This window comes from Saccharopolyspora antiqui (assembly GCF_052246905.1).
Taxonomy (GTDB): Bacteria; Actinomycetota; Actinomycetes; order Mycobacteriales; family Pseudonocardiaceae; genus Saccharopolyspora.
On the sequence record NZ_JBQQBO010000019.1, the window covers coordinates 1 to 16,953 of the forward strand.

Here is a 16,953-nt window from a genome sequence, read left to right on the forward strand (position 1 = left end):
TCGCACCCCACGACCGGTTACCTGCGCAGGTGGTGCCGTCCGCTTGGCTCGTCAGGATCAGCGGACGGGAAGTCGGGGGCAACGGTGGATCGGGGTATCTGGGGGTGTTGGTGCTGGGTGAGGGGCACCCGTGACCAAGTAACTGGGTCACGGGTGCCCCTCACCCCGGTGGCCCTCACCTTTGTGGTGTGGTGTTCGGCTTCGATGTCGGCGATTAGGTGCCACACCGTGTACGCACCATCCCCGGCACCCGCGTGTTGGGCTGCGGACAGCGAGAACCGGCGTGTCGGTGTCTGGCTGGCCAGGAGGGCGAGGATCAGCAGGTTGATGAGGACGAGAGTGCTGAGCTGGAGCCAGAACATGTTGGGTTTCCTTCCCTTGATGGGGCATCGGTCCCGTGGATGGAGGGCGATTTCTCGCGAAATCGGCGCTTGTTGTGGGGCGGGGGCGGCGATTTCGCGCGAAATCGCCGCTCATCACCCCAGGTGGCGGATGGTCAGGGGTGGGTGGCGAGGAGGCGCCAGCAGGCCATGCAGGAGTCCTCTCTGATCCAGTCCAGCTCCGTGCGGTCGTGCAGCTCCGCCGCAGCCGCCTCCGCACCGCAGAACGCCGTCACCAGCTCCCCAGTCGGAGTTTTCTTTGCCGCGACGGGGAAAGCGTGGCGACCGCCGGTGACCGGACGCCAGATGTAGGTCAAGTAGTCAGACATTGGGCTCCTTCGGGACTTCCTGACTCGATGAGACAGTCCCAGAGGAATCAAAGCAATCTTGTTCACCGAAATGTGTAATGGCGCAGTCTCAGGGTCTGAAATAGCGTGGGTATATGACAACTGCACGTTCCCGTGGACTCGGCGCCGAAGTGCGCAAGCTTCGCAAGAACGCTGGCCTGCGCCTTGAGGAATTGGCCGAACTTTGCGGCTGGTCAAGGGCGACGTTCGGGCGAATCGAGTCCGGGGACAAGATTCCCACCGATACCGAGATAGCCATCATCCTGGGAACCCTTGGCATCAAAGGAAACGAACGAAAGCGCCTGCTGGAGTTGGCAAGCGACGCTCACCAGACACACTGGTGGGAAGTCGGGTATTCAGAGCTCCCATCCCAGCTTGTCTCCTTGCTGGAATTCGAACGCACAGCAACCAAGATCACTGACGTCGCGTTGGGCTTCGTCCCAGGCCTGCTGCAAACGGCGGACTACGCTCGGGCGGTCATTGCCACGGGTGGCGTCTCAGAGGGCACTGTCGAATCTAGAGTTTCGCTACGCCTCGGCAGGCAAAGTGTTCTGACCCGCAAGAAGCCAGTCGAGCTTCATGCCCTGATCGACGAATCCGTTCTTCATCGTCCAGTTGGCGGTGGTGACGTAATGGCAGAGCAGCTTCGGCACCTAATCCGCGTGAGCCAGCGACCTCATGTCACGATCCAGGTGGTTCCGTTTAGCGCAGGCGAGCACTGCGGCCTCAACGGAAGCAACATGATCTTGGAGTTCCAACGTCAGCGCCCGCTCGTCCATCTGGAGCACCGCCGTTCGGCGATCTTCGTCGACAAGCCCGAGGACACCTTCCTGTTCCTCAAAGCCGCGTCTACTGTTGTGAAAGTAGCGTTGAGCCCGACGGACTCTATCAAGCTCATCTCGTCCAGGGCTAAGGCGATGGAAGGTCGCGATGAAGCAGTTCACTGATTGGCGAAAGTCCAGCTACAGCGGCGTCGAAACCAACTGCGTCGAGGTTGGGTCGGCGGTCGGCGGAGTCGGGGTTCGGGATACGAAGGACCGTGACGGTGGGATCTTGGCGTTTGGACCGGAGTCCTGGGCTGGTTTCTTAGCCTCCGTCAAGGCTGGCCGTTTCGGGTGAACGTGCCGCTCAGCGCGTGAAAGCCTCAGCGGAGCAGGGTTGTTGCTTCCGGGTCGGCCAGGAGGGCTGCTAGGGCGAAGCGTTCGTGCCAGGCTCCGGACGCCCAGGCCAGGGCTCGGGCCAGGCCGTCGGGGGATCGCTGCGCGTGGAGCGTTCCGTTGCTGTCGACCCACCAGTGCACGCGCTGCTCACCGGCCGAGGTTCGGACGCGCAGCGCGTCGTGCAGGTTGATCTCGCCGGACGGCACGGTGATCCCCAGCAGTTCGCAGGCCGCTGGGACGCGGGCCACCTCGGCCCAGCGCTGGGTGCGCCCGGGATCCGCCACCTGCATCATGTTCTCTTCGGAAGCCAGTGGCAGGTCCAGGAGTTCGGCCAGCGCCTCGGCGTCGAACTGGTCCGGGCTGCCGCCCGCGATCACCAGCGGCGCTTCCAGCACGCCCAGCATCCACGGCTCGTCGAGCACCACGGCCCGCCCGGTGCTGACCACGGCGCCGGACACCGAGCGCACCATGTCCGGCGGGTCGAGCTCGGCCGCATCGACGACGCCGGAGGAGACCGCATCCGCCAGTGCTTGGTGCGCGCGCAGCGCGGTTCCGGCGCGCACGCCGCGGTCCGGGTCGCCGAGGCGTTCCAGCAGGTCCGATGCGTCGTCGGCGTCCGCGATCTGGAGTTCGGCGCGCACTCCCGCGAGTTGCAGTTGAACGCTCTCCAGGCCGATGTCGGGCACCGCGTCGTACAGGCCCGCGAGTTCTTCGGCGGCGGGCAACCGCCAGTGCCGGGGCGGGTATCCGGCCAGTAGCGCGTACCGCGCGATCCACCAGGTCGGGTAGCTGTGCGGTTCGCGCAGCGCCCGCAGGGTTTCCGGGTGCTGCACCAGCAGCTGGATCGCGGTCGGCCAGGCGTCGTCGGCGACCAGGTCGAGGTCGCGGATGGCGACGAACCGGGCGGGCGGCCAGTTCTCCGGCTGCGCGGCCTCCTGTTCGGCCCACCACTGGGGGGCGTCGGAGAAACCTTCGTCGGCATCGGCCGGGTCTTCCTCGACGTGCACCGCGAAGGTGTCGAGCACCCCGATCGACAGCAGCAGGTCGGCCGACCAGTCGGCGGCGAAGTCCGCGTCCAGCACCGAAAGCGGTGCGCCTTCGCCGATGTAGTCGGCGTCGAGCACGTCGAGCAGTTCCGCGTCGGGCAGCAGGAGTTCGTCCGCGCGGCGGAAATCGCCCGCCGCGTCGGGCAGCGCCAACGCGCCCAACCAGTCCCTCGGCTGCGCGCTGTCGACCAGCCGCAGCACGGCCTCGGCCAGCGGCTGGACGTCCGCCCCCGACCGCGCGTCCGACACGCTGCTGCGCACCGCCTCGGCCAACGGCGGTGCGTCGAGCAGTTCCGCTGGGCCTGCCGGGTGCGCGCCGAGCTTCTCCAGCAGCGGATGCGTCGCTTCGGGGTGCGCGATGCGCAGCCCGGAAATGTCCAGTGTGGACAGAAGTGCGGCCGGGTCCGGGTCGGCGTCGCGGTGGCTGAGCAGCACATCCCGCACACCGCTGACCGTGCGGCCGTCGGCCAGCGGCACCGGCAGTGCGCCGAATTCCTCGCGAGCCACCGGATCCGCACCCTCGACCGGGGTCAACGCGTCGTAGAGGCGGTACCACCAGCCCGGCGGGCGCCGCAGTCCGGTGACCGCCTCGACGATCTCCGCCGCACCGAGTCGCCGGATCTCCAGCACGTGCAGCGACCTGCGGTGCCTGGCATCGGCCAGATCCGCCGCGAGCAGGCCGGGCACCACGTCGCGGAGCAGCTCGACGAGCTCCGGCGAGACGTATTCGAGAACCCGGGATTCCAGCGGCGCGACCACTTTCCCGTCCGCCGCGGGCAGCCACGCCGCGACTCGCAGCCGGTCGTTGACCCCCTGCCGCAGCTTGTCGTCCACATCGGACAGCGGGAATCCGGGCAGCGGCACCAGCATGGTCCGGTGCTCCGCCTCGACCTTGCCGACCAGCGACGGGTAGCACTCGGCGGCGAAGGTCAGCACCGCGTCCGAGGCGCCCGACGCCGCCACCCGGCGCCGATCCGGCTCCACCGGCACGCTCGCCAACAGCCGCGCGGGCAGCGACAGCCGCTCCTCGGTCGGGGTCGGCGCGTGCAGCACGTCTTCCGCCAGCGGGATCGGCGTGCCTCGGTCGTCCAGCGGCACCGCCCAGGTCAACTGCCACTGCGTGGCGTGCCGGGCCTCCACGCCCAGACCGGTCAGCGCCGCCTCGCTCAAGGTGCCTGCCGCCCGGTGCAGCAGCCACCGATCGCTGCGGACCGGGCCGTGCACGACCACGCGATCCGCGTCCTGATCCACCCGGCGCCACACCTGCTCGCCGATGCGGATCTCGGTCAGCGCGGGCAGCGCGAGCAGCAGATCGGGGGCCTGGTCGGTGAACGCCGCCAGCAGCGCGTCCGCGTCGACCTCCGGCCGCAGCGGCAGCCGCACCTCGGTGGCGAAGCCCGCCGGTGGCTCTTCGGTGACTGGCCACGGCAACCGCAGCACCGGCACCGCGCCCTTGCGGGCTTCCAACTCCTCGGCCGGGCCGGGCAGCTTCGCCGCCGCTTCCCTGGTCCGCTCGGTGGAAAACGCCACGCCACCGGAGGTCGACACCACTCGCGGCTCATCGCAGACCGCCAGCACCGCGGCGAATCCGACGCCGAACCGGCCGACCGTCGGACCCGCGCGCTTGGCTGAGGCGCGCAGCGAAGCCAACCCCGCCACGCCGTCGGCGGTCAGCGGCGCACCCGTGTTGGCGACCCGGAGCTCACGGCCGACGAACTCGACCCGCAGCACACCGTCCGCGCCCGCCGCGTCGGCGGCGTTCTGCGCCAGCTCGACCAGCAGGCGATCCCGGTAACCGCCGAGCCGAAGATCCTCTTCGGCGTTGGCATCCTCGCGGAATCGGGTCGGCGACGACTCCCAGGACTGCAGCACGGCCTGCCGAAGCTCGGCCGCCCCGAACAAGTCCGTCTCGTTCACCCGCGCTCCGGGATGCGCGGCTCGAAGTCCAGGGTGGCGTCGTCGTAGACGACCTCGGCCACCGGCACCGTCGAGGAGGTGTCCACATCGACCTCGGAATGCGCGCCGCAACCGAACTCGACGCTGACCACCCGACCGTCGGCCGGGGCGATCTCATTGGCGCACACGCCGAACGCGCCGCCCATCGAACCCGCCAGCTTCAGGAAGAAACCGCAGGTACCGCAGGCTGCTGGCGCCATCCGGGCCATGTCGGAACGCGGCCCGAAGTCGCCGCTGTGCCAGCGGTCGGCGGCCTCCAGCCGACCCTCCAGGCTCAGCACCCGCTTGCGGCCCAGGCCGACCTCGCGGGCGACCTCCTCAACCGCCGGGTCGCCGCTGGCCAAGTAGCCGGGCGCCAACCGCGGGTCGTCCGTGCCGGTCGGCAGCAGATCACCGGCGCCGAGATCACCGGGCCGCACCCGCTGGTTCCACGGCACCCAGTCCGGCGCGGTCAACGCTTCCGGGCCCGGCAGCAGCACGACTTCGCTGACCGTCACCGGCTCGTCCGGTCCGACGCTGGCGACCGTGACCGCCCAGCGCCACCCGATGTAGCCGGGGTAGTTCGACTCGAAGTAGTGCGTGACCGCGTGCGGGCCCTCCGGCTCGACCCCGACGTGCGCCCCGACCGGGGCGCTGACCTCGGCGGCCAGAGTCAGCACCGGCGAGCCGATCGGGTCCGTGCCCGGGCTCGCCTCGTCCTCCGCCGCAGCTCGGGCGACATCTTCAGCCGCGGCGAGCTCCTGGTTCAGGAGCACGGGCGCAGGTTGCCCGGTGTCCTCGAACGGGGCACCCGCACCTGGGCTGGTCATCGGAGCAGGCATAGGGGTCACATGCTCGATTGTGCCGTACGCGCTCGCCGCTGACGTCGGGCGTGTCAAGCTTTCGGGGTGCGACTCCTCCTGACTCGACGTGCGCTGTGCGGCGTGGTGCTCTCCGTCGGGCTGGGGTTGGTGGCGTGCGCGCCGCCAGCACCAGCGCAGCACGACGGCCAGCAGAACGGCGAGCAAACCGATCAGGGCGTTGGGCACGCGGGAAGCCTGCCACACCTCCGAACGGAGGTGATCCACGTGCTCCCGCACGACCGCTCCTCATTCACTCAGGGCCTGGAGATGGCCGATGGCACCCTCTACGAAGGCACCGGCCTGCGCGGTTCGTCGCTGGTGCGGGCCACCGACCTCGCCACCGGCGAAGTGCTTCGCGAAACCCGACTTCCGGCCGACCTCTTCGGTGAGGGCATCACCGTCAAGGGTGACCGTATCTGGCAGCTCACCTGGCAGGAAGGGGTTGCGATCGAGCGCGACCGGGCGACGCTGGCCGAGCTGCGCCGAGTGGAGTACTCGGGCGAGGGCTGGGGGCTTTGCTTCGACGGGTCGAGGTTGATCATGAGCGATGGCAGCGGCCGGTTGACCTTCCGGGATCCGGTGACGTTCGCGCCGATCGGCGGGGTGGACGTGCGCCGCGATGGGTCGCCCGCCGACGAGCTCAACGAGTTGGAATGCGTCGGCGGTCAGGTGTGGGCGAACGTCTGGGGCAGCGACGAGATCCTGCGGATCGACCCGGCGAACGGGCAGGTCACCGCGGTGGTGGACGCGGCGGGGCTGCTGAGCCCGCAGCAGCGCCCCGGTACGGACGTGCTCAACGGCATCGCGGCGGTGCCGGGCACCGACGAGTTCCTGGTAACCGGGAAGTACTGGCCGACAATTTTCCGAGTTCGCTTCGTACCGGCTTGATCATCTTCTACGGTCACCCGCATGAATGATCAAGGCGACTTGGTGGAGCCGCTGCACGTGCTGTGCGTGGTCGGTTCCGGCCTGGACTTCGAAGTGGTCGAGAAGGTGGTCCGCGCTGTCGGCGGACCGCACTTCACCCTGGACCGGGAGTTCTCGGAACAGGAGCACGACCCGCGGATGCCGCAGGCGTTCGAGGCTTCCCTGGCCGGGTTGAGCTTCACCGACGCCGACTGGGACGCCGTGGACGACCACGATTCGGTCGCGTACGTGCTGGCCCAGGCCGGGCGGGAGCACGCTTCGTACACCTCCGAGCGGATGTTGGTCGTGGCTGCGGAGCTGTTCGAGCACGCGGGCGCCATGGCCATCAAGAGCGAGAGCTGCGGCCTCGCCCATGGTCGGGACACCTGGCTCGCGCTCGCCGCGGACGCCGAGGATCCCGAGGCCCTGCGCCGCGCTTGGGTCAAGCGACCGATCAACGGCGGCGACCTGCTCTACAGCTGCGGAATGCACCTGCTCGGGTCACCCGATGTGGAGCTGGCGGCCGAAGGGCTGCTGGATCCGGATCGGGTCGACGAATGGGTGGAGCTGATCGACGGTCTGGCGAATTATCTGCTGACCGAGCCGCGGGCTGCGGCCATCCGGGACGGCGAAGGGTTCCGGTTGGCCGAGGACGCGCCGCGCTGGTTGCTGCGGCAGCAGTCCTGCGACCGCTACGACGATGACGACATCTTCTTCAACCCCTACGGCTACTGGCGCCTCACCCCTGCCTGAGTGCCTGTCCTTGAACTCGTTTCGCGTGGTGGTGCGGGTGACGTAGGTGGGCTAACTACGGCGCTTCAAACAGAGACAGGTTCTTTCGCGCGGAATCCACTCGGACGGGGGGCTTTCGGCCGGTTGCTGTCGCTCGATCGGGCCCGGGTGTATCTGGCGGGTGGGTTCGCGTCTCTTTATCCGTGGAACCGCCGAAATCCGGCGGAGACCGATCGGCCGGAAGCGGGGTGAGGCAGGATGAACAGCATGGGTTTGCGACGCCATGACCAGCGGCCGGACGCCTCACGCGGGCGCCGGGGCTGGGGCGCCGGTCAACGCGGCAAACGGGGTTCGTACGCCGAAGGCGAGTCGGAGGTGCCCGGCGCGGCGCGCGAGGGCGCGTCGGAGCAGCGCGCCGAGCACCGGTTCGAGGCGCCGACCACCGGCGGCGGTGTTGCGGGCGGCGCGGCGTACCGGCGGGACGAGCGTCGGTATCCGTGGGAGGAAGACCCCGACTACGCCCGGCCGCGCAGTGGCGCCCGACGCCTTCCGCCACTGCCCGAAGATCACCTGGGACGCGAGGCGGAGCCCGAGAAGCCTCGGGGCACCGCACCACCCCGGAAGCTGACCGTCACTCGCGTCGCCGCGTGGCGCAGTCGGGACCTGACGCAGCGCGCGATGCGGATGTTCTTCTCGCTCGCGCACGCCGACGGCGCCGACCGGTCCGGGCTCGCGAAGTTCACCTACGCGGTGATGGGCAACTACGCCGTGGACGCCGCGATGGCGGTCGCGCTGGCCAACACGCTGTTCTTCTCCGCCGCCACCGGCGAGAGCAAGGACAAGGTCGCGCTCTACCTGCTGATCACGGTCGCCCCGTTCGCGGTGATCGCACCCGTGATCGGCCCCGCGCTGGACCGGCTGCAGCAGGGCCGCCGCATCGCGCTGGCCGCGTCGTTCGCGGTTCGCGTGCTGCTCGCGGCGGTGATGGCGCTGAACTTCAACAGCTGGCTGCTGTATCCGGCCGCGTTGGGCTGCATGGTGCTGTCGAAGTCCTTCGGAGTGCTCAAAGCCGCGATGACGCCACGCGTGCTGCCGTCGCAGATCACCTTGACCAAGGCCAACTCCCGGTTGACCGCGTTCGGCATGGCCGCGGGCGGGATCTTCGGCGCGATCGCGTCAGGCTTCGCCTGGCTGCTGGGATCCGAGGGAGCGCTGTGGTTCATGGCCGCGATGGCGGCCTGCGGGGTGTTGCTGTGCCTGCGGATGCCCGGCTGGGTGGAGAGCACCGAAGGCGAGGTCCCGACGTCGATCAGTGCGCACCCCCGGCAGGCCAAGAAGGTCCCGTTGAGCGGGCACGTGATCGTCGCGCTGTGGGGCAACGGCGGAATTCGGCTGCTGACCGGGTTCCTGACGCTGTTCGCCGCGTTCGTGATCAAGCAGAGCACCCAGCACGAGCCGTTCATGCAGTTGGTGCTGCTCGGGCTGATCGGCGGCGCGGCCGGGATCGGCAGCTTCCTCGGCAACGGCCTCGGTTCGAAGATGCACTTCGGCAAGCCGGACCGGGTGATCATCGCCTGCCTGGGCAGCGCGGTGGCCGTGGCGGCCTGCGCGGCGCTGCTCTCCGGGCTGCCGCTGGCGGTGGTGGTCGGGTTGGTGGGCGCGACGGCCAGCGCGCTAGCCAAGGTCTGCCTGGACGCGGTCGTCCAACGCGACATGCCGGAGGAATCGCGGGCCTCGGCCTTCGGCCGGTCCGAGACGATCTTGCAGCTCAGCTGGGTCTTCGGTGGTGCGCTCGGGGTCCTGCTACCACCGGTGTACTGGATCGGGTTCACCGTCGTCGCGGTCCTGCTGGCGCTCGTGCTGGCGCAGACGATCACCGTCGGCCGGGGTGGCACCCTGCTGCCCCGAATCTCGCGGCGGAGTGCACCGGCCACGCAGCGATTACGGACCGGGTCGTAGGGTCGAGTCGTGCATCGTGGACTGAAGCCGCTGCTGGTGGTGGCCTGCATCGGCCTCGCCGCCGGTTGCGCGGCTCCCAGCGAACCGCAGGTCACCTTCTACTCCCACGGGAGGACGGCGACCGTCGATCCCGCCCTGTACTGCGACGCGACCGGGCAGCACTGCTCGAAGCCGTCCGAGGATCCCGTCGGTGAGCTGCGGATCCCCAGCCGCGAGCCGCTGCAGATCTCGGTGCCCGGCGAAGTCGCCGCGGCGCCGTGGCAGGTGGCGTTCATCTACCGCGGGGTCAACGGCCAGGAGTTGGACGGCCGCAGCGCGGTCTTCCCGCCCAACGAGCGCTTCGCCTACACGCTGCAGCTGCCGCCGGATGGCGCCCGCCTGGAGCACGTGGAGGTCCAGCAGTTCTCGGCGGTGCTGACCCAAGGCGCCGACGGCGGTGTCGACTTCGGCATCGGCGGCAGCTGGCTCCTGGACGTGCAGCAGTAGCCCGGGCACCGTCGAGCAGCCGCTCACTCTCGGCGAAGCGGGTGGCACTGCTCGGATCCGCGGCACAGTGCTTCGGCAGTCGTCCCCGGCAGCGGGCGGTGCGGCTCAGACCAGCCCGACTTCGTACGCGATGATCGCCGCCTGCACTCGGATGTTCGCGGACAGGCGTTGCAGGATCGCGCTGATGTGCGCTTTCGGCGGTCAGCTCGGGCGCGGCCTGCGCGGTGGCCAGGCCGGGCGCACCCAGATAACCACCGCGAGCGCGGTGATCTTGGCTTTCATGCTGGGAAAACTAGCGATCCGCGCGGAATCGGCCGATCGACCACGGCCACCCCTGACGAAAGCCAAGAAAGGCCGGGCGCGCTCGCGATGCGCCCGGCCTGCGGTGGGGCGTTGGTCAGTTGCCGGGGTCCAGCTCGCGGGCGACCGCGCGGACCACCTCGCCGATGCGCTTGGCGGTCTTGCGATCCGGGTGGCGACCGCGGCGCAGGTCGGGCTGGATCTTCAGTTCCAGCAGCTTGATCATGTCCTCGACCATGCCGTGCAGTTCGTCGGGCGAGCGGCGGTGGGCCTCCACCACCGACGGCAGCGGGTCGAGCAGCTTCACCTTGAGCGCCTGGGGACCTCGGCGCCCCTGCGCCATGTCGAAGTCGACGCGCTGGCCGGTCTTCAGCGCCTCAACGCCGGACGGTAATGCGGAGGACCGCACGTACACATCTTCCCCACCGTCCTGGGTCAGGAAGCCGAAGCCCTTGTCCGCGTCGAACCACTTGACCCTGCCGGTCGGCACTGTCCTCACCGTTCCCTGTCGAATGCACTGGCCCGGTTTCCGGGTCCCCGATCTTCCCTGTTGCTCCGCCGCGCGGAACCGAACGGCTCCGGCACGACGAAAGCGCCCCGAAAACGCCTAAGTGGGGCGCGCCGGGACGCGTCACACCAAGCGTACCGCGTACCCAGGGGGTAACACCCGGCCTTATCGAGCAAGGCCCGCTGCGGCACCTGGCGTAGTGCGTGAATACGCTGGTCAACATGGCAAGTTCCGCGCCCAGGTCCGCTGTGCTCTCGGTGTCGATGATCATGTTCGGGCTGGGGCTGCTGGCGATCGTGGCGATCTTCGTGCTGTTCGCCCTCGGGTACCAGAACCTGCCGATCTGGCTCAACCTGGCGACTCTGCTGTGCCCGGCGGGCCTGATCTTCGGCGTGATCGCAACGGTCCTGCGCAACCGTCGAAGGTGACTCAGAGCTGCCGGGCGAACCAGGACGGGAACTCGGTGAGATCGCGCAGCGCGACGTCGGCACCGGCATCGGCGAGCTCCTCGACGCCGTACGGCCCGGTGGCCACGCCGACGGAGATCACGCCCGCTGCCTTGGCGCCGACCACATCGCCGAGGTGGTCGCCGACGTAGATCGTCGCGCTCTCCTGGCGCAGCACTTCGCCCTTCGCGGCGGCGAAGACATCACCGGCGAGCCGGTCGACGCCCCAACCGAGCGCCTTGAGGTGCAGGCCCGCGTTCGGCTCGAACTTCCCGGTGATCACCAGCGTGCGCCCACCCGCTGCGCGGACCGCGTCCAGCGCCTGCGCCGCGCCGGGCATCGGCTCGGTCGCCTCGACGACGACCGTCGGGTAGATCTCGCGGAAGTAGGTCACCAGCCGATCGACCATCGGCTCCTCGAAGCCGTAGCCGCGGATCACGTCGGCCAGCGGCGGTCCCAGGTGCGCGGCGAAGTGCTCGGCGTCGAGCGACAGCTCGAACCGCTCGTTGAGGGCTTCGAAGGCGCGCACCATGCCGGGGCGCGGGTCGATCAGGGTCATGTCCAGGTCGAAACCAACGGTCGGGGCGCATCTGCTGTCGGGCACGCACCCCACCCTAGAAGCCTGTCCCTGAACCCGTTTTGCGTGGCGGTGCAAGCGCCACAGGTGGACCAAGCGGCTACGCCACTTCACGAACAAGAACGAGGACGGGCGGTTCGGGTGCCGTCCGGCGCACGAGCCTTGACTCGAAACTGTGCAGTATCGAAAATCGTCTCAACAATCTTTCTCACATTTCGCGAGGGAGTCTGCAATGACCAGCACCACCGCGCATCCCACCCACCGCGAAGGCTTCCACACCCTGCGGGCCAGCGGCCTGAACTGGGACTCCTTGCCGTTGCGGCTGTTCAGCAAGGGCAACGCCAAGTTCTGGAACCCGGCCGACATCGACTTCAGCAAGGACGCCGAGGACTGGCAGCGGCTCAACGAGGACGAGCAGCGCAGCGTGGCAACCCTGTGCTCCCAGTTCATCGCCGGGGAGGAGGCCGTCACCGAGGACCTCCAGCCGTTCATGGCCGCGATGGCCGCCGAAGGCCGCTTCGGCGACGAGATGTACCTGACCCAGTTCTGCTTCGAGGAAGCCAAGCACACCCAGGTGTTCCGGTTGTGGATGGACGCCGTGGGCCTCACCGACGACCTGCACCAGTACGTCGAGGACAACCCCGGCTACCGGGAGATCTTCTACAAAGCCCTGCCCGAGTCGCTGCACGCCCTGCACGCCGACCCGAGCGCGGAGAACCAGGTGCGCGCGTCGGTCACCTACAACCACGTCGTGGAAGGCACTCTCGCGCTGACCGGCTACTACGCCTGGCACAAGATCTGCGTCAGCCGCGGCATCCTGCCCGGCATGCAGCAAGTGGTGCGCCGCATCGGCGACGACGAGCGCCGCCACATGGCTTGGGGCACGTTCACCTGCCGCCGCCACGTCGCCGCCGACGAACGCAACTGGGACGTGGTGCAGGACCAGATGGCGCGCCTGCTGCCGCACGCCATCGCCCAGGTCCAGTGGAGTCCCGAAGACGCCCCCGAAGTTTTGCCGTTCCAACTGGACAAGGAGGAACTCACGGCCTACGCATCGGACCGCGCCACCCGCCGCCTCGGCGCGATCTCCAGCGCACGCGGCATGCCGCTGGCCCAGATCGACGTCGACGCGTCACCGGAGCAGTTGGAGGAGCAGTTCGGGGCCGAGGATGCCGCCGAGCTGGCGAAGGTCGGCGCCCAGCGCTGATCCTCGCCAACCCGTGTTGGCCGAATCCCCTGCAATGCGAGGCGGATCGCCCCAGAACACGCGCGGCTACCCGACTATTCGAGGTCGAGCAGCTCCTTCGCGGTTTCGCGCATCTCGACCTTGCGGATCTTGCCGGTGACGGTCATCGGGAACTCGTCGACCACGTGCACGTAGCGCGGGATCTTGTAGTGCGCGAGCGAACCGGTGCAGAACTCGCGGAGGGCGTCGGCGGTGAGCGGTTCGGCACCGTCGCGCAGCCGCACCCAGGCCATGAGTTCCTCGCCGTACTTGGCATCGGGGACGCCGATGACCTGGGCGTCGAGGATGTCGGGGTGGGTGTAGAGGAACTCCTCGATCTCGCGGGGGTAGATGTTCTCGCCGCCCCGGATGACCATGTCCTTGATCCGGCCGGTGATGCTGACGTAGCCGTCGGGGTCCAGGACGGCGAGGTCCCCGGTGTGCATCCAGCGCGCCGAGTCGATGGCTTCGGCGGTGCTGTCGGGTTGTTGCCAGTAGCCGAGCATCACGGAGTAGCCGCGCGTGCAGAACTCGCCGGGGGTGCCGCGCGGGACGGTGCGACCGGTACCCGGGTCGATGATCTTGATCTCCAGGTGCGGCCCGACCCTGCCCACTGTGGACACCCGGCGCTCCAGCGAGTCGTCGGCACGTGTTTGGGCGGACACCGGGGAGGTTTCGGTCATGCCGTAGCAGATCGTCACCTCGGTCATGCCCATCCGGTCGATGACCTGCTTCATCACCTCCACCGGGCAGGGCGAGCCCGCCATGATGCCGGTGCGCAGCGAGGACAGGTCGTAGTCGGCGAAACCCGGCAGATCCAGCTCGGCGATGAACATGGTCGGCACCCCGTACAGCGATGTGCACCGCTCGGCGGCCACCGCGGACAAGGCCGCGGCCGGGTCGAAACCCTCGCTGGGGATGACCATGGTCGCGCCGTGGCTGGTGGCGGCGAGGTTGCCCATCACCATGCCGAAGCAGTGGTAGAAGGGCACCGGGATGCACACCCGATCCACCTCGGTGTACCCGCACAGCTCGCCGACGAAGAAGCCGTTGTTGAGGATGTTGTGGTGCGAAAGCGTCGCACCCTTGGGGAATCCTGTGGTGCCGGAGGTGTACTGGATGTTGATCGGATCATCCGCGGACAACTGGATCTCGGCCAGCCTCGCCCGATCCCCGCTGGTGGCGCGCAGCTCCGTCCACTCCGGACGGTCCAGGAACACCACCTGCTCCAGGTCGGGACAGCGCGTCCGCACCTGCTCGACCAGCGCGGCGTAATCCGAGGACTTGAACGACTCGGCCGAGATCAGCAGTCGGATTCCGGCCTGGTTGAGCACGTATTCCAGTTCGTGCACCCGGTAGGCCGGGTTGATGTTGACCAGGATCGCGCCGATCTTCGCCGTCGCGTACTGCGTCAGGGTCCACTCCGCGCGGTTGGGTGCCCAGATCCCCACCCGGTCGCCCTTGCCGATCCCGGCCGCCAGCAGGCCCAGGGCCAGCGCGTCCACGTCCGCGACGAACTCCCGATAGCTCCAGCGGCGACCGGTCGCGCACTCCACCAGCGCTTCCCGATCCGGGAACCGCGCCGCCGTGCGGTCGAGGTTCGCGCCGATGGTGTCGCCCAACAACGGCACGTCGGAGGTGCCCGAGGCATAGCTGAGCTGGGCTGGTTCGACGGCATCCACGTCGACGACCTCCCGAGGGACGAGTGATTCGGATCACCCATCTTGACCTGTCACCGCACCACTGGCCAAGCCCTCCGGCCAGGCGGCACGAGTCGGCGGGCAACGTTGCGAGGACGGAGTTCGGAAAAATCGGTCCTGCAGAGCGTAGGGTCTCCCGGCACCAGCCATATTGCGAGCGGCCGGTCGCCGCCCCGCGTGCCGGTAGCGACGCGGGTTGTCCCGGCACGAACCAGAATTATCACTCACGAATACCTACGACACCTTCTAAGGTGCAGTAGTGCGTGTCTTCGTGGTGGATTCCTTCACCGACAGCGCTTTCCGCGGCAACCCCGCCGGAGTCGTGCTGCTGGACGCTCCTGCCGGGGTCGCCTGGATGCAGTCGGTAGCCGCTGAGCTGCGGCACTCCGAGACCGCGTTCGTCGTGCTCGGCGGCGCTGCGGACGAGCCGAAACCGCTGCGTTGGTTCACCCCCACCACCGAGGTGCCGCTGTGCGGGCACGCCACGCTGGCCGCCGCGCACGTGCTCGGTGGCGACCAGCGGTTCGACACCCGCAGCGGGGTGCTCACCTGCACCGCGCAGGCCGACGGCTGGATCGAGATGGACTTCCCCACCGACCTCGCCGAGCCGGTGGAGCCGCCGGAAGCGCTGGTCGCCGGGCTGCCCGGCTGCACCGTCGAGGAGACCGCGCAGGGCGCGACCAAGGTGCTGGCGCTGCTCGGCTCCGCAGCGGAGGTCCGCGCGGTCCGGCCCGACTTCGCGATGCTGGCCGACGTCCCGTCCCGTGGCGTGATCGTCACGGCGCCCGGCGACCGGCCCGGCATCGACTTCGTCAGCCGCGTGTTCGCCCCGCAGGTCGGGATCCCGGAGGACCCGGTTACCGGTTCGGCGCACTGCACGCTGGCCGCGTGGTGGGCGGCGAAGCTGCAGCGCGACGTGCACGGCACGACGTTCGTCGGCGAACAGGCCTCCCCGCGCGGCGGCATCGTCCAGATGGCCCTGCGCGGCAACCGGGTCGGCCTCCGCGGTCGAGCCGTCACGATCCTCCGCGGCGACCTCCTCACCCGACCCGCCCGCCCAGCCTCCCCACCAGCACCGAGCTCCCCGATCGAGTGACGAGTGAAGGGCACCTTTGACCGGCATAGTCGGTCCAAGGTGCCCTTCACCCGGCGCAGCGGGGATGGCACCGTGGGTGTATGCGGGTATTGCTGAACATCATCTGGTTGGTGTTGTGCGGGTTCTGGATGGCGTTGGGTTATGCCGTCGCCGGGGTCGTGCTGGGGATCACGATCATCGGCATCCCGTTCGCGATCGCCTCCTTCCGGATGGCGAACTTCGCGCTGTGGCCCTTCGGGCGCCGCCTGGTGGACGAGCCGACTTCGGGGGCGATGTCGACGATCGGCAACATCATCTGGCTGGTGCTGGCCGGTTGGTGGCTGGCGCTCGGGCACATCTTCACCGGGACCGTCCTGTGCATCACGATCATCGGCATCCCACTGGGCGTCGCGAACTTCAAGCTGGTGCCGGTCTCGCTGCTGCCGCTGGGGAAACGCATCGTCGACGCCGACGACGTGTACGCCTTCATGCGCTCCAGGTGACGCCGGAATCGCCCGGCCCCCGCTCAGGCCTTGAACGGGTCCAGCACGTGGTCGATCAGGTCGGCGATCGAGTTGACCACCTTCGTCGGCCGGTACGGGAACAGGTCCGCGGTGTGCTCGTTGGAGATCCCGGACAGCACCAGGATCGTCTGCAGACCGGACTCCAGTCCGGACCGCACGTCGGTGTCCATCCGGTCGCCGATCATCAGCGTGTTCTCCGAATGCACCCCGAGGTGCCGCAGCGCGGATCGCATCATCAGCGGATTCGGCTTGCCCACGTAGTACGGTGCGCGCCCGGTCACCCGCTCGATCAGCGCGGCGACCGCGCCGGTAGCGGGCAGCGTGCCCTCCCGACTCGGCCCCTTCTCGTCCGGGTTGGTGGCGATGAACCGCGCCCCGCCCTCGACCAGCCGGATCGCCTTGGTGATCGCCTCGAAGCTGTAGGTGCGGGTTTCGCCGAGGATGACGTAGTCGGGCTCGCGGTCGGTGAGCACGTAGCCGATGTTGTGCAGCGCCGTGGTCAGCCCCGACTCGCCGACCACGTAGGCCGATCCGCTGGGCCGCTGGTTCTCCAGGAACTGCGCGGTCGCCAGCGCCGAGGTCCAGATCGCGCCCTCCGGGACGTCCAGACCGGTGCGCATCAGCCTGGCCCGCAGGTCGCGCGGCGTGTAGATCGAGTTGTTGGTGAAGACCAGGAACGGGATGTCTTCCGCGCGCAACGCCGCCAGGAAGGCGTCGGCGCCCGGCACCATGTGCTCCTCGTGGACGAGCACGCCGTCCATGTCCATCAGGTACGTCCAGGGGG

General features: G+C 68.8%; 17 protein-coding genes. 10 read left to right on the forward strand and 7 right to left on the reverse strand.

Translation table 11 applies throughout. The features are described from left to right. Window positions 1-496: 496 nt before the first annotated feature. Window positions 497-709, reverse strand: coding sequence for an HC3 family zinc finger protein (locus tag ACTWQN_RS26230; protein ID WP_443206236.1), 213 nt, complete (start codon window positions 707-709; stop codon window positions 497-499). 113 nt (window positions 710-822) lie between these two features. On the opposite strand from ACTWQN_RS26230, the gene ACTWQN_RS26235 reads away from it, so the two are divergent. After that, entirely contained in the window at window positions 823-1,674 is an 852-nt protein-coding gene (locus ACTWQN_RS26235; RefSeq protein ID WP_443206237.1) for a helix-turn-helix domain-containing protein, read from the forward strand. Further along, on the forward strand, window positions 1,658-1,846 hold the full coding sequence (locus ACTWQN_RS26240; protein ID WP_443206238.1) for a DUF397 domain-containing protein: 189 nt from the start codon (window positions 1,658-1,660) through the stop codon (window positions 1,844-1,846). Before ACTWQN_RS26235 ends, ACTWQN_RS26240 begins: the two co-directional genes overlap by 17 nt. 25 nt (window positions 1,847-1,871) lie before the next feature. Here ACTWQN_RS26240 and ACTWQN_RS26245 read toward each other — a convergent pair whose 3' ends face one another. Then, window positions 1,872-4,850: a sacsin N-terminal ATP-binding-like domain-containing protein gene (locus ACTWQN_RS26245; RefSeq protein ID WP_443206239.1), complete on the reverse strand. Its 2,979-nt coding sequence runs from the start codon at window positions 4,848-4,850 to the stop codon at window positions 1,872-1,874. After that, window positions 4,847-5,698: a DUF3027 domain-containing protein gene (locus tag ACTWQN_RS26250; RefSeq protein WP_443206240.1), complete on the reverse strand. Its 852-nt coding sequence runs from the start codon at window positions 5,696-5,698 to the stop codon at window positions 4,847-4,849. The genes ACTWQN_RS26245 and ACTWQN_RS26250 overlap by 4 nt, the downstream gene beginning before the upstream one ends. A gap of 78 nt (window positions 5,699-5,776) precedes the next feature. Between ACTWQN_RS26250 and ACTWQN_RS26255 the strand changes: the two genes are divergently transcribed. From ACTWQN_RS26255 to ACTWQN_RS26270, 4 genes are all read left to right on the forward strand, one after another. Beyond that, a complete protein-coding gene (locus tag ACTWQN_RS26255) occupies window positions 5,777-6,619 on the forward strand; it encodes a glutaminyl-peptide cyclotransferase (protein ID WP_443206241.1) in 843 nt (280 codons plus the stop codon). Between the two features lie 21 nt (window positions 6,620-6,640). Next, window positions 6,641-7,390, forward strand: coding sequence for a hypothetical protein (locus ACTWQN_RS26260; RefSeq protein ID WP_443206242.1), 750 nt, complete (start codon window positions 6,641-6,643; stop codon window positions 7,388-7,390). 246 nt (window positions 7,391-7,636) lie between these two features. Beyond that, complete coding sequence (locus tag ACTWQN_RS26265) at window positions 7,637-9,328, forward strand: MFS transporter (RefSeq protein WP_443206243.1); 1,692 nt, start codon at window positions 7,637-7,639, stop codon at window positions 9,326-9,328. Between the two features lie 9 nt (window positions 9,329-9,337). Then, window positions 9,338-9,814 carry a DUF2771 family protein gene (locus ACTWQN_RS26270; protein ID WP_443206244.1) on the forward strand — a complete coding sequence of 159 codons (477 nt, stop codon included), beginning with the start codon at window positions 9,338-9,340 and terminating at the stop codon, window positions 9,812-9,814. Window positions 9,815-10,211: 397 nt separating this feature from the next. On the opposite strand, the gene ACTWQN_RS26275 is transcribed toward ACTWQN_RS26270, so the two are convergent. After that, on the reverse strand, window positions 10,212-10,604 hold the full coding sequence (locus tag ACTWQN_RS26275) for a cold-shock protein (RefSeq protein WP_443206245.1): 393 nt from the start codon (window positions 10,602-10,604) through the stop codon (window positions 10,212-10,214). A 239-nt stretch (window positions 10,605-10,843) separates the two neighbouring features. Here ACTWQN_RS26275 and ACTWQN_RS26280 point away from each other — a divergent pair, with 239 nt between their 5' ends. Beyond that, window positions 10,844-11,050, forward strand: coding sequence for a hypothetical protein (locus ACTWQN_RS26280; protein ID WP_443206246.1), 207 nt, complete (start codon window positions 10,844-10,846; stop codon window positions 11,048-11,050). Window position 11,051: 1 nt separating this feature from the next. Here the strand turns inward: ACTWQN_RS26280 and ACTWQN_RS26285 are convergent, their stop codons facing one another. Continuing rightward, window positions 11,052-11,672 carry an HAD family hydrolase gene (locus tag ACTWQN_RS26285; protein ID WP_443206247.1) on the reverse strand — a complete coding sequence of 207 codons (621 nt, stop codon included), beginning with the start codon at window positions 11,670-11,672 and terminating at the stop codon, window positions 11,052-11,054. A 205-nt stretch (window positions 11,673-11,877) separates the two neighbouring features. Between ACTWQN_RS26285 and ACTWQN_RS26290 the strand changes: the two genes are divergently transcribed. After that, window positions 11,878-12,852: a R2-like ligand-binding oxidase gene (locus ACTWQN_RS26290; protein ID WP_443206248.1), complete on the forward strand. Its 975-nt coding sequence runs from the start codon at window positions 11,878-11,880 to the stop codon at window positions 12,850-12,852. A gap of 74 nt (window positions 12,853-12,926) precedes the next feature. Here ACTWQN_RS26290 and ACTWQN_RS26295 read toward each other — a convergent pair whose 3' ends face one another. Beyond that, entirely contained in the window at window positions 12,927-14,552 is a 1,626-nt protein-coding gene (locus ACTWQN_RS26295; RefSeq protein WP_443206249.1) for an AMP-binding protein, read from the reverse strand. Window positions 14,553-14,829: 277 nt separating this feature from the next. Between ACTWQN_RS26295 and ACTWQN_RS26300 the strand changes: the two genes are divergently transcribed. Continuing rightward, window positions 14,830-15,666: a PhzF family phenazine biosynthesis protein gene (locus tag ACTWQN_RS26300; protein ID WP_443206250.1), complete on the forward strand. Its 837-nt coding sequence runs from the start codon at window positions 14,830-14,832 to the stop codon at window positions 15,664-15,666. A gap of 80 nt (window positions 15,667-15,746) precedes the next feature. Continuing rightward, the gene (locus tag ACTWQN_RS26305) at window positions 15,747-16,148 is read left to right on the forward strand and encodes a YccF domain-containing protein (protein WP_443206251.1); all 402 of its coding nucleotides are present in this window, start codon (window positions 15,747-15,749) and stop codon (window positions 16,146-16,148) included. 23 nt (window positions 16,149-16,171) lie between these two features. On the opposite strand, the gene ACTWQN_RS26310 is transcribed toward ACTWQN_RS26305, so the two are convergent. Continuing rightward, window positions 16,172-16,936, reverse strand: a complete 765-nt coding sequence (locus tag ACTWQN_RS26310) for an HAD-IIA family hydrolase (RefSeq protein ID WP_443206380.1) — start codon at window positions 16,934-16,936, stop codon at window positions 16,172-16,174. Window positions 16,937-16,953: the final 17 nt, after the last annotated feature.

Coding starts and splice junctions, on each gene's coding strand:
- ACTWQN_RS26230 (WP_443206236.1), bottom strand. CDS start 709: ATGTCTGACTACTTGACCTACATCTGGCGTCCGGTCACCGGCGGTCGC.
- ACTWQN_RS26235 (WP_443206237.1), top strand. CDS start 823: ATGACAACTGCACGTTCCCGTGGACTCGGCGCCGAAGTGCGCAAGCTT.
- ACTWQN_RS26240 (WP_443206238.1), top strand. CDS start 1,658: ATGAAGCAGTTCACTGATTGGCGAAAGTCCAGCTACAGCGGCGTCGAA.
- ACTWQN_RS26250 (WP_443206240.1), bottom strand. CDS start 5,698: ATGACCAGCCCAGGTGCGGGTGCCCCGTTCGAGGACACCGGGCAACCT.
- ACTWQN_RS26260 (WP_443206242.1), top strand. CDS start 6,641: ATGAATGATCAAGGCGACTTGGTGGAGCCGCTGCACGTGCTGTGCGTG.
- ACTWQN_RS26265 (WP_443206243.1), top strand. CDS start 7,637: ATGGGTTTGCGACGCCATGACCAGCGGCCGGACGCCTCACGCGGGCGC.
- ACTWQN_RS26280 (WP_443206246.1), top strand. CDS start 10,844: ATGGCAAGTTCCGCGCCCAGGTCCGCTGTGCTCTCGGTGTCGATGATC.
- ACTWQN_RS26290 (WP_443206248.1), top strand. CDS start 11,878: ATGACCAGCACCACCGCGCATCCCACCCACCGCGAAGGCTTCCACACC.
- ACTWQN_RS26305 (WP_443206251.1), top strand. CDS start 15,747: ATGCGGGTATTGCTGAACATCATCTGGTTGGTGTTGTGCGGGTTCTGG.
- ACTWQN_RS26310 (WP_443206380.1), bottom strand. CDS start 16,936: ATGGACATGGACGGCGTGCTCGTCCACGAGGAGCACATGGTGCCGGGC.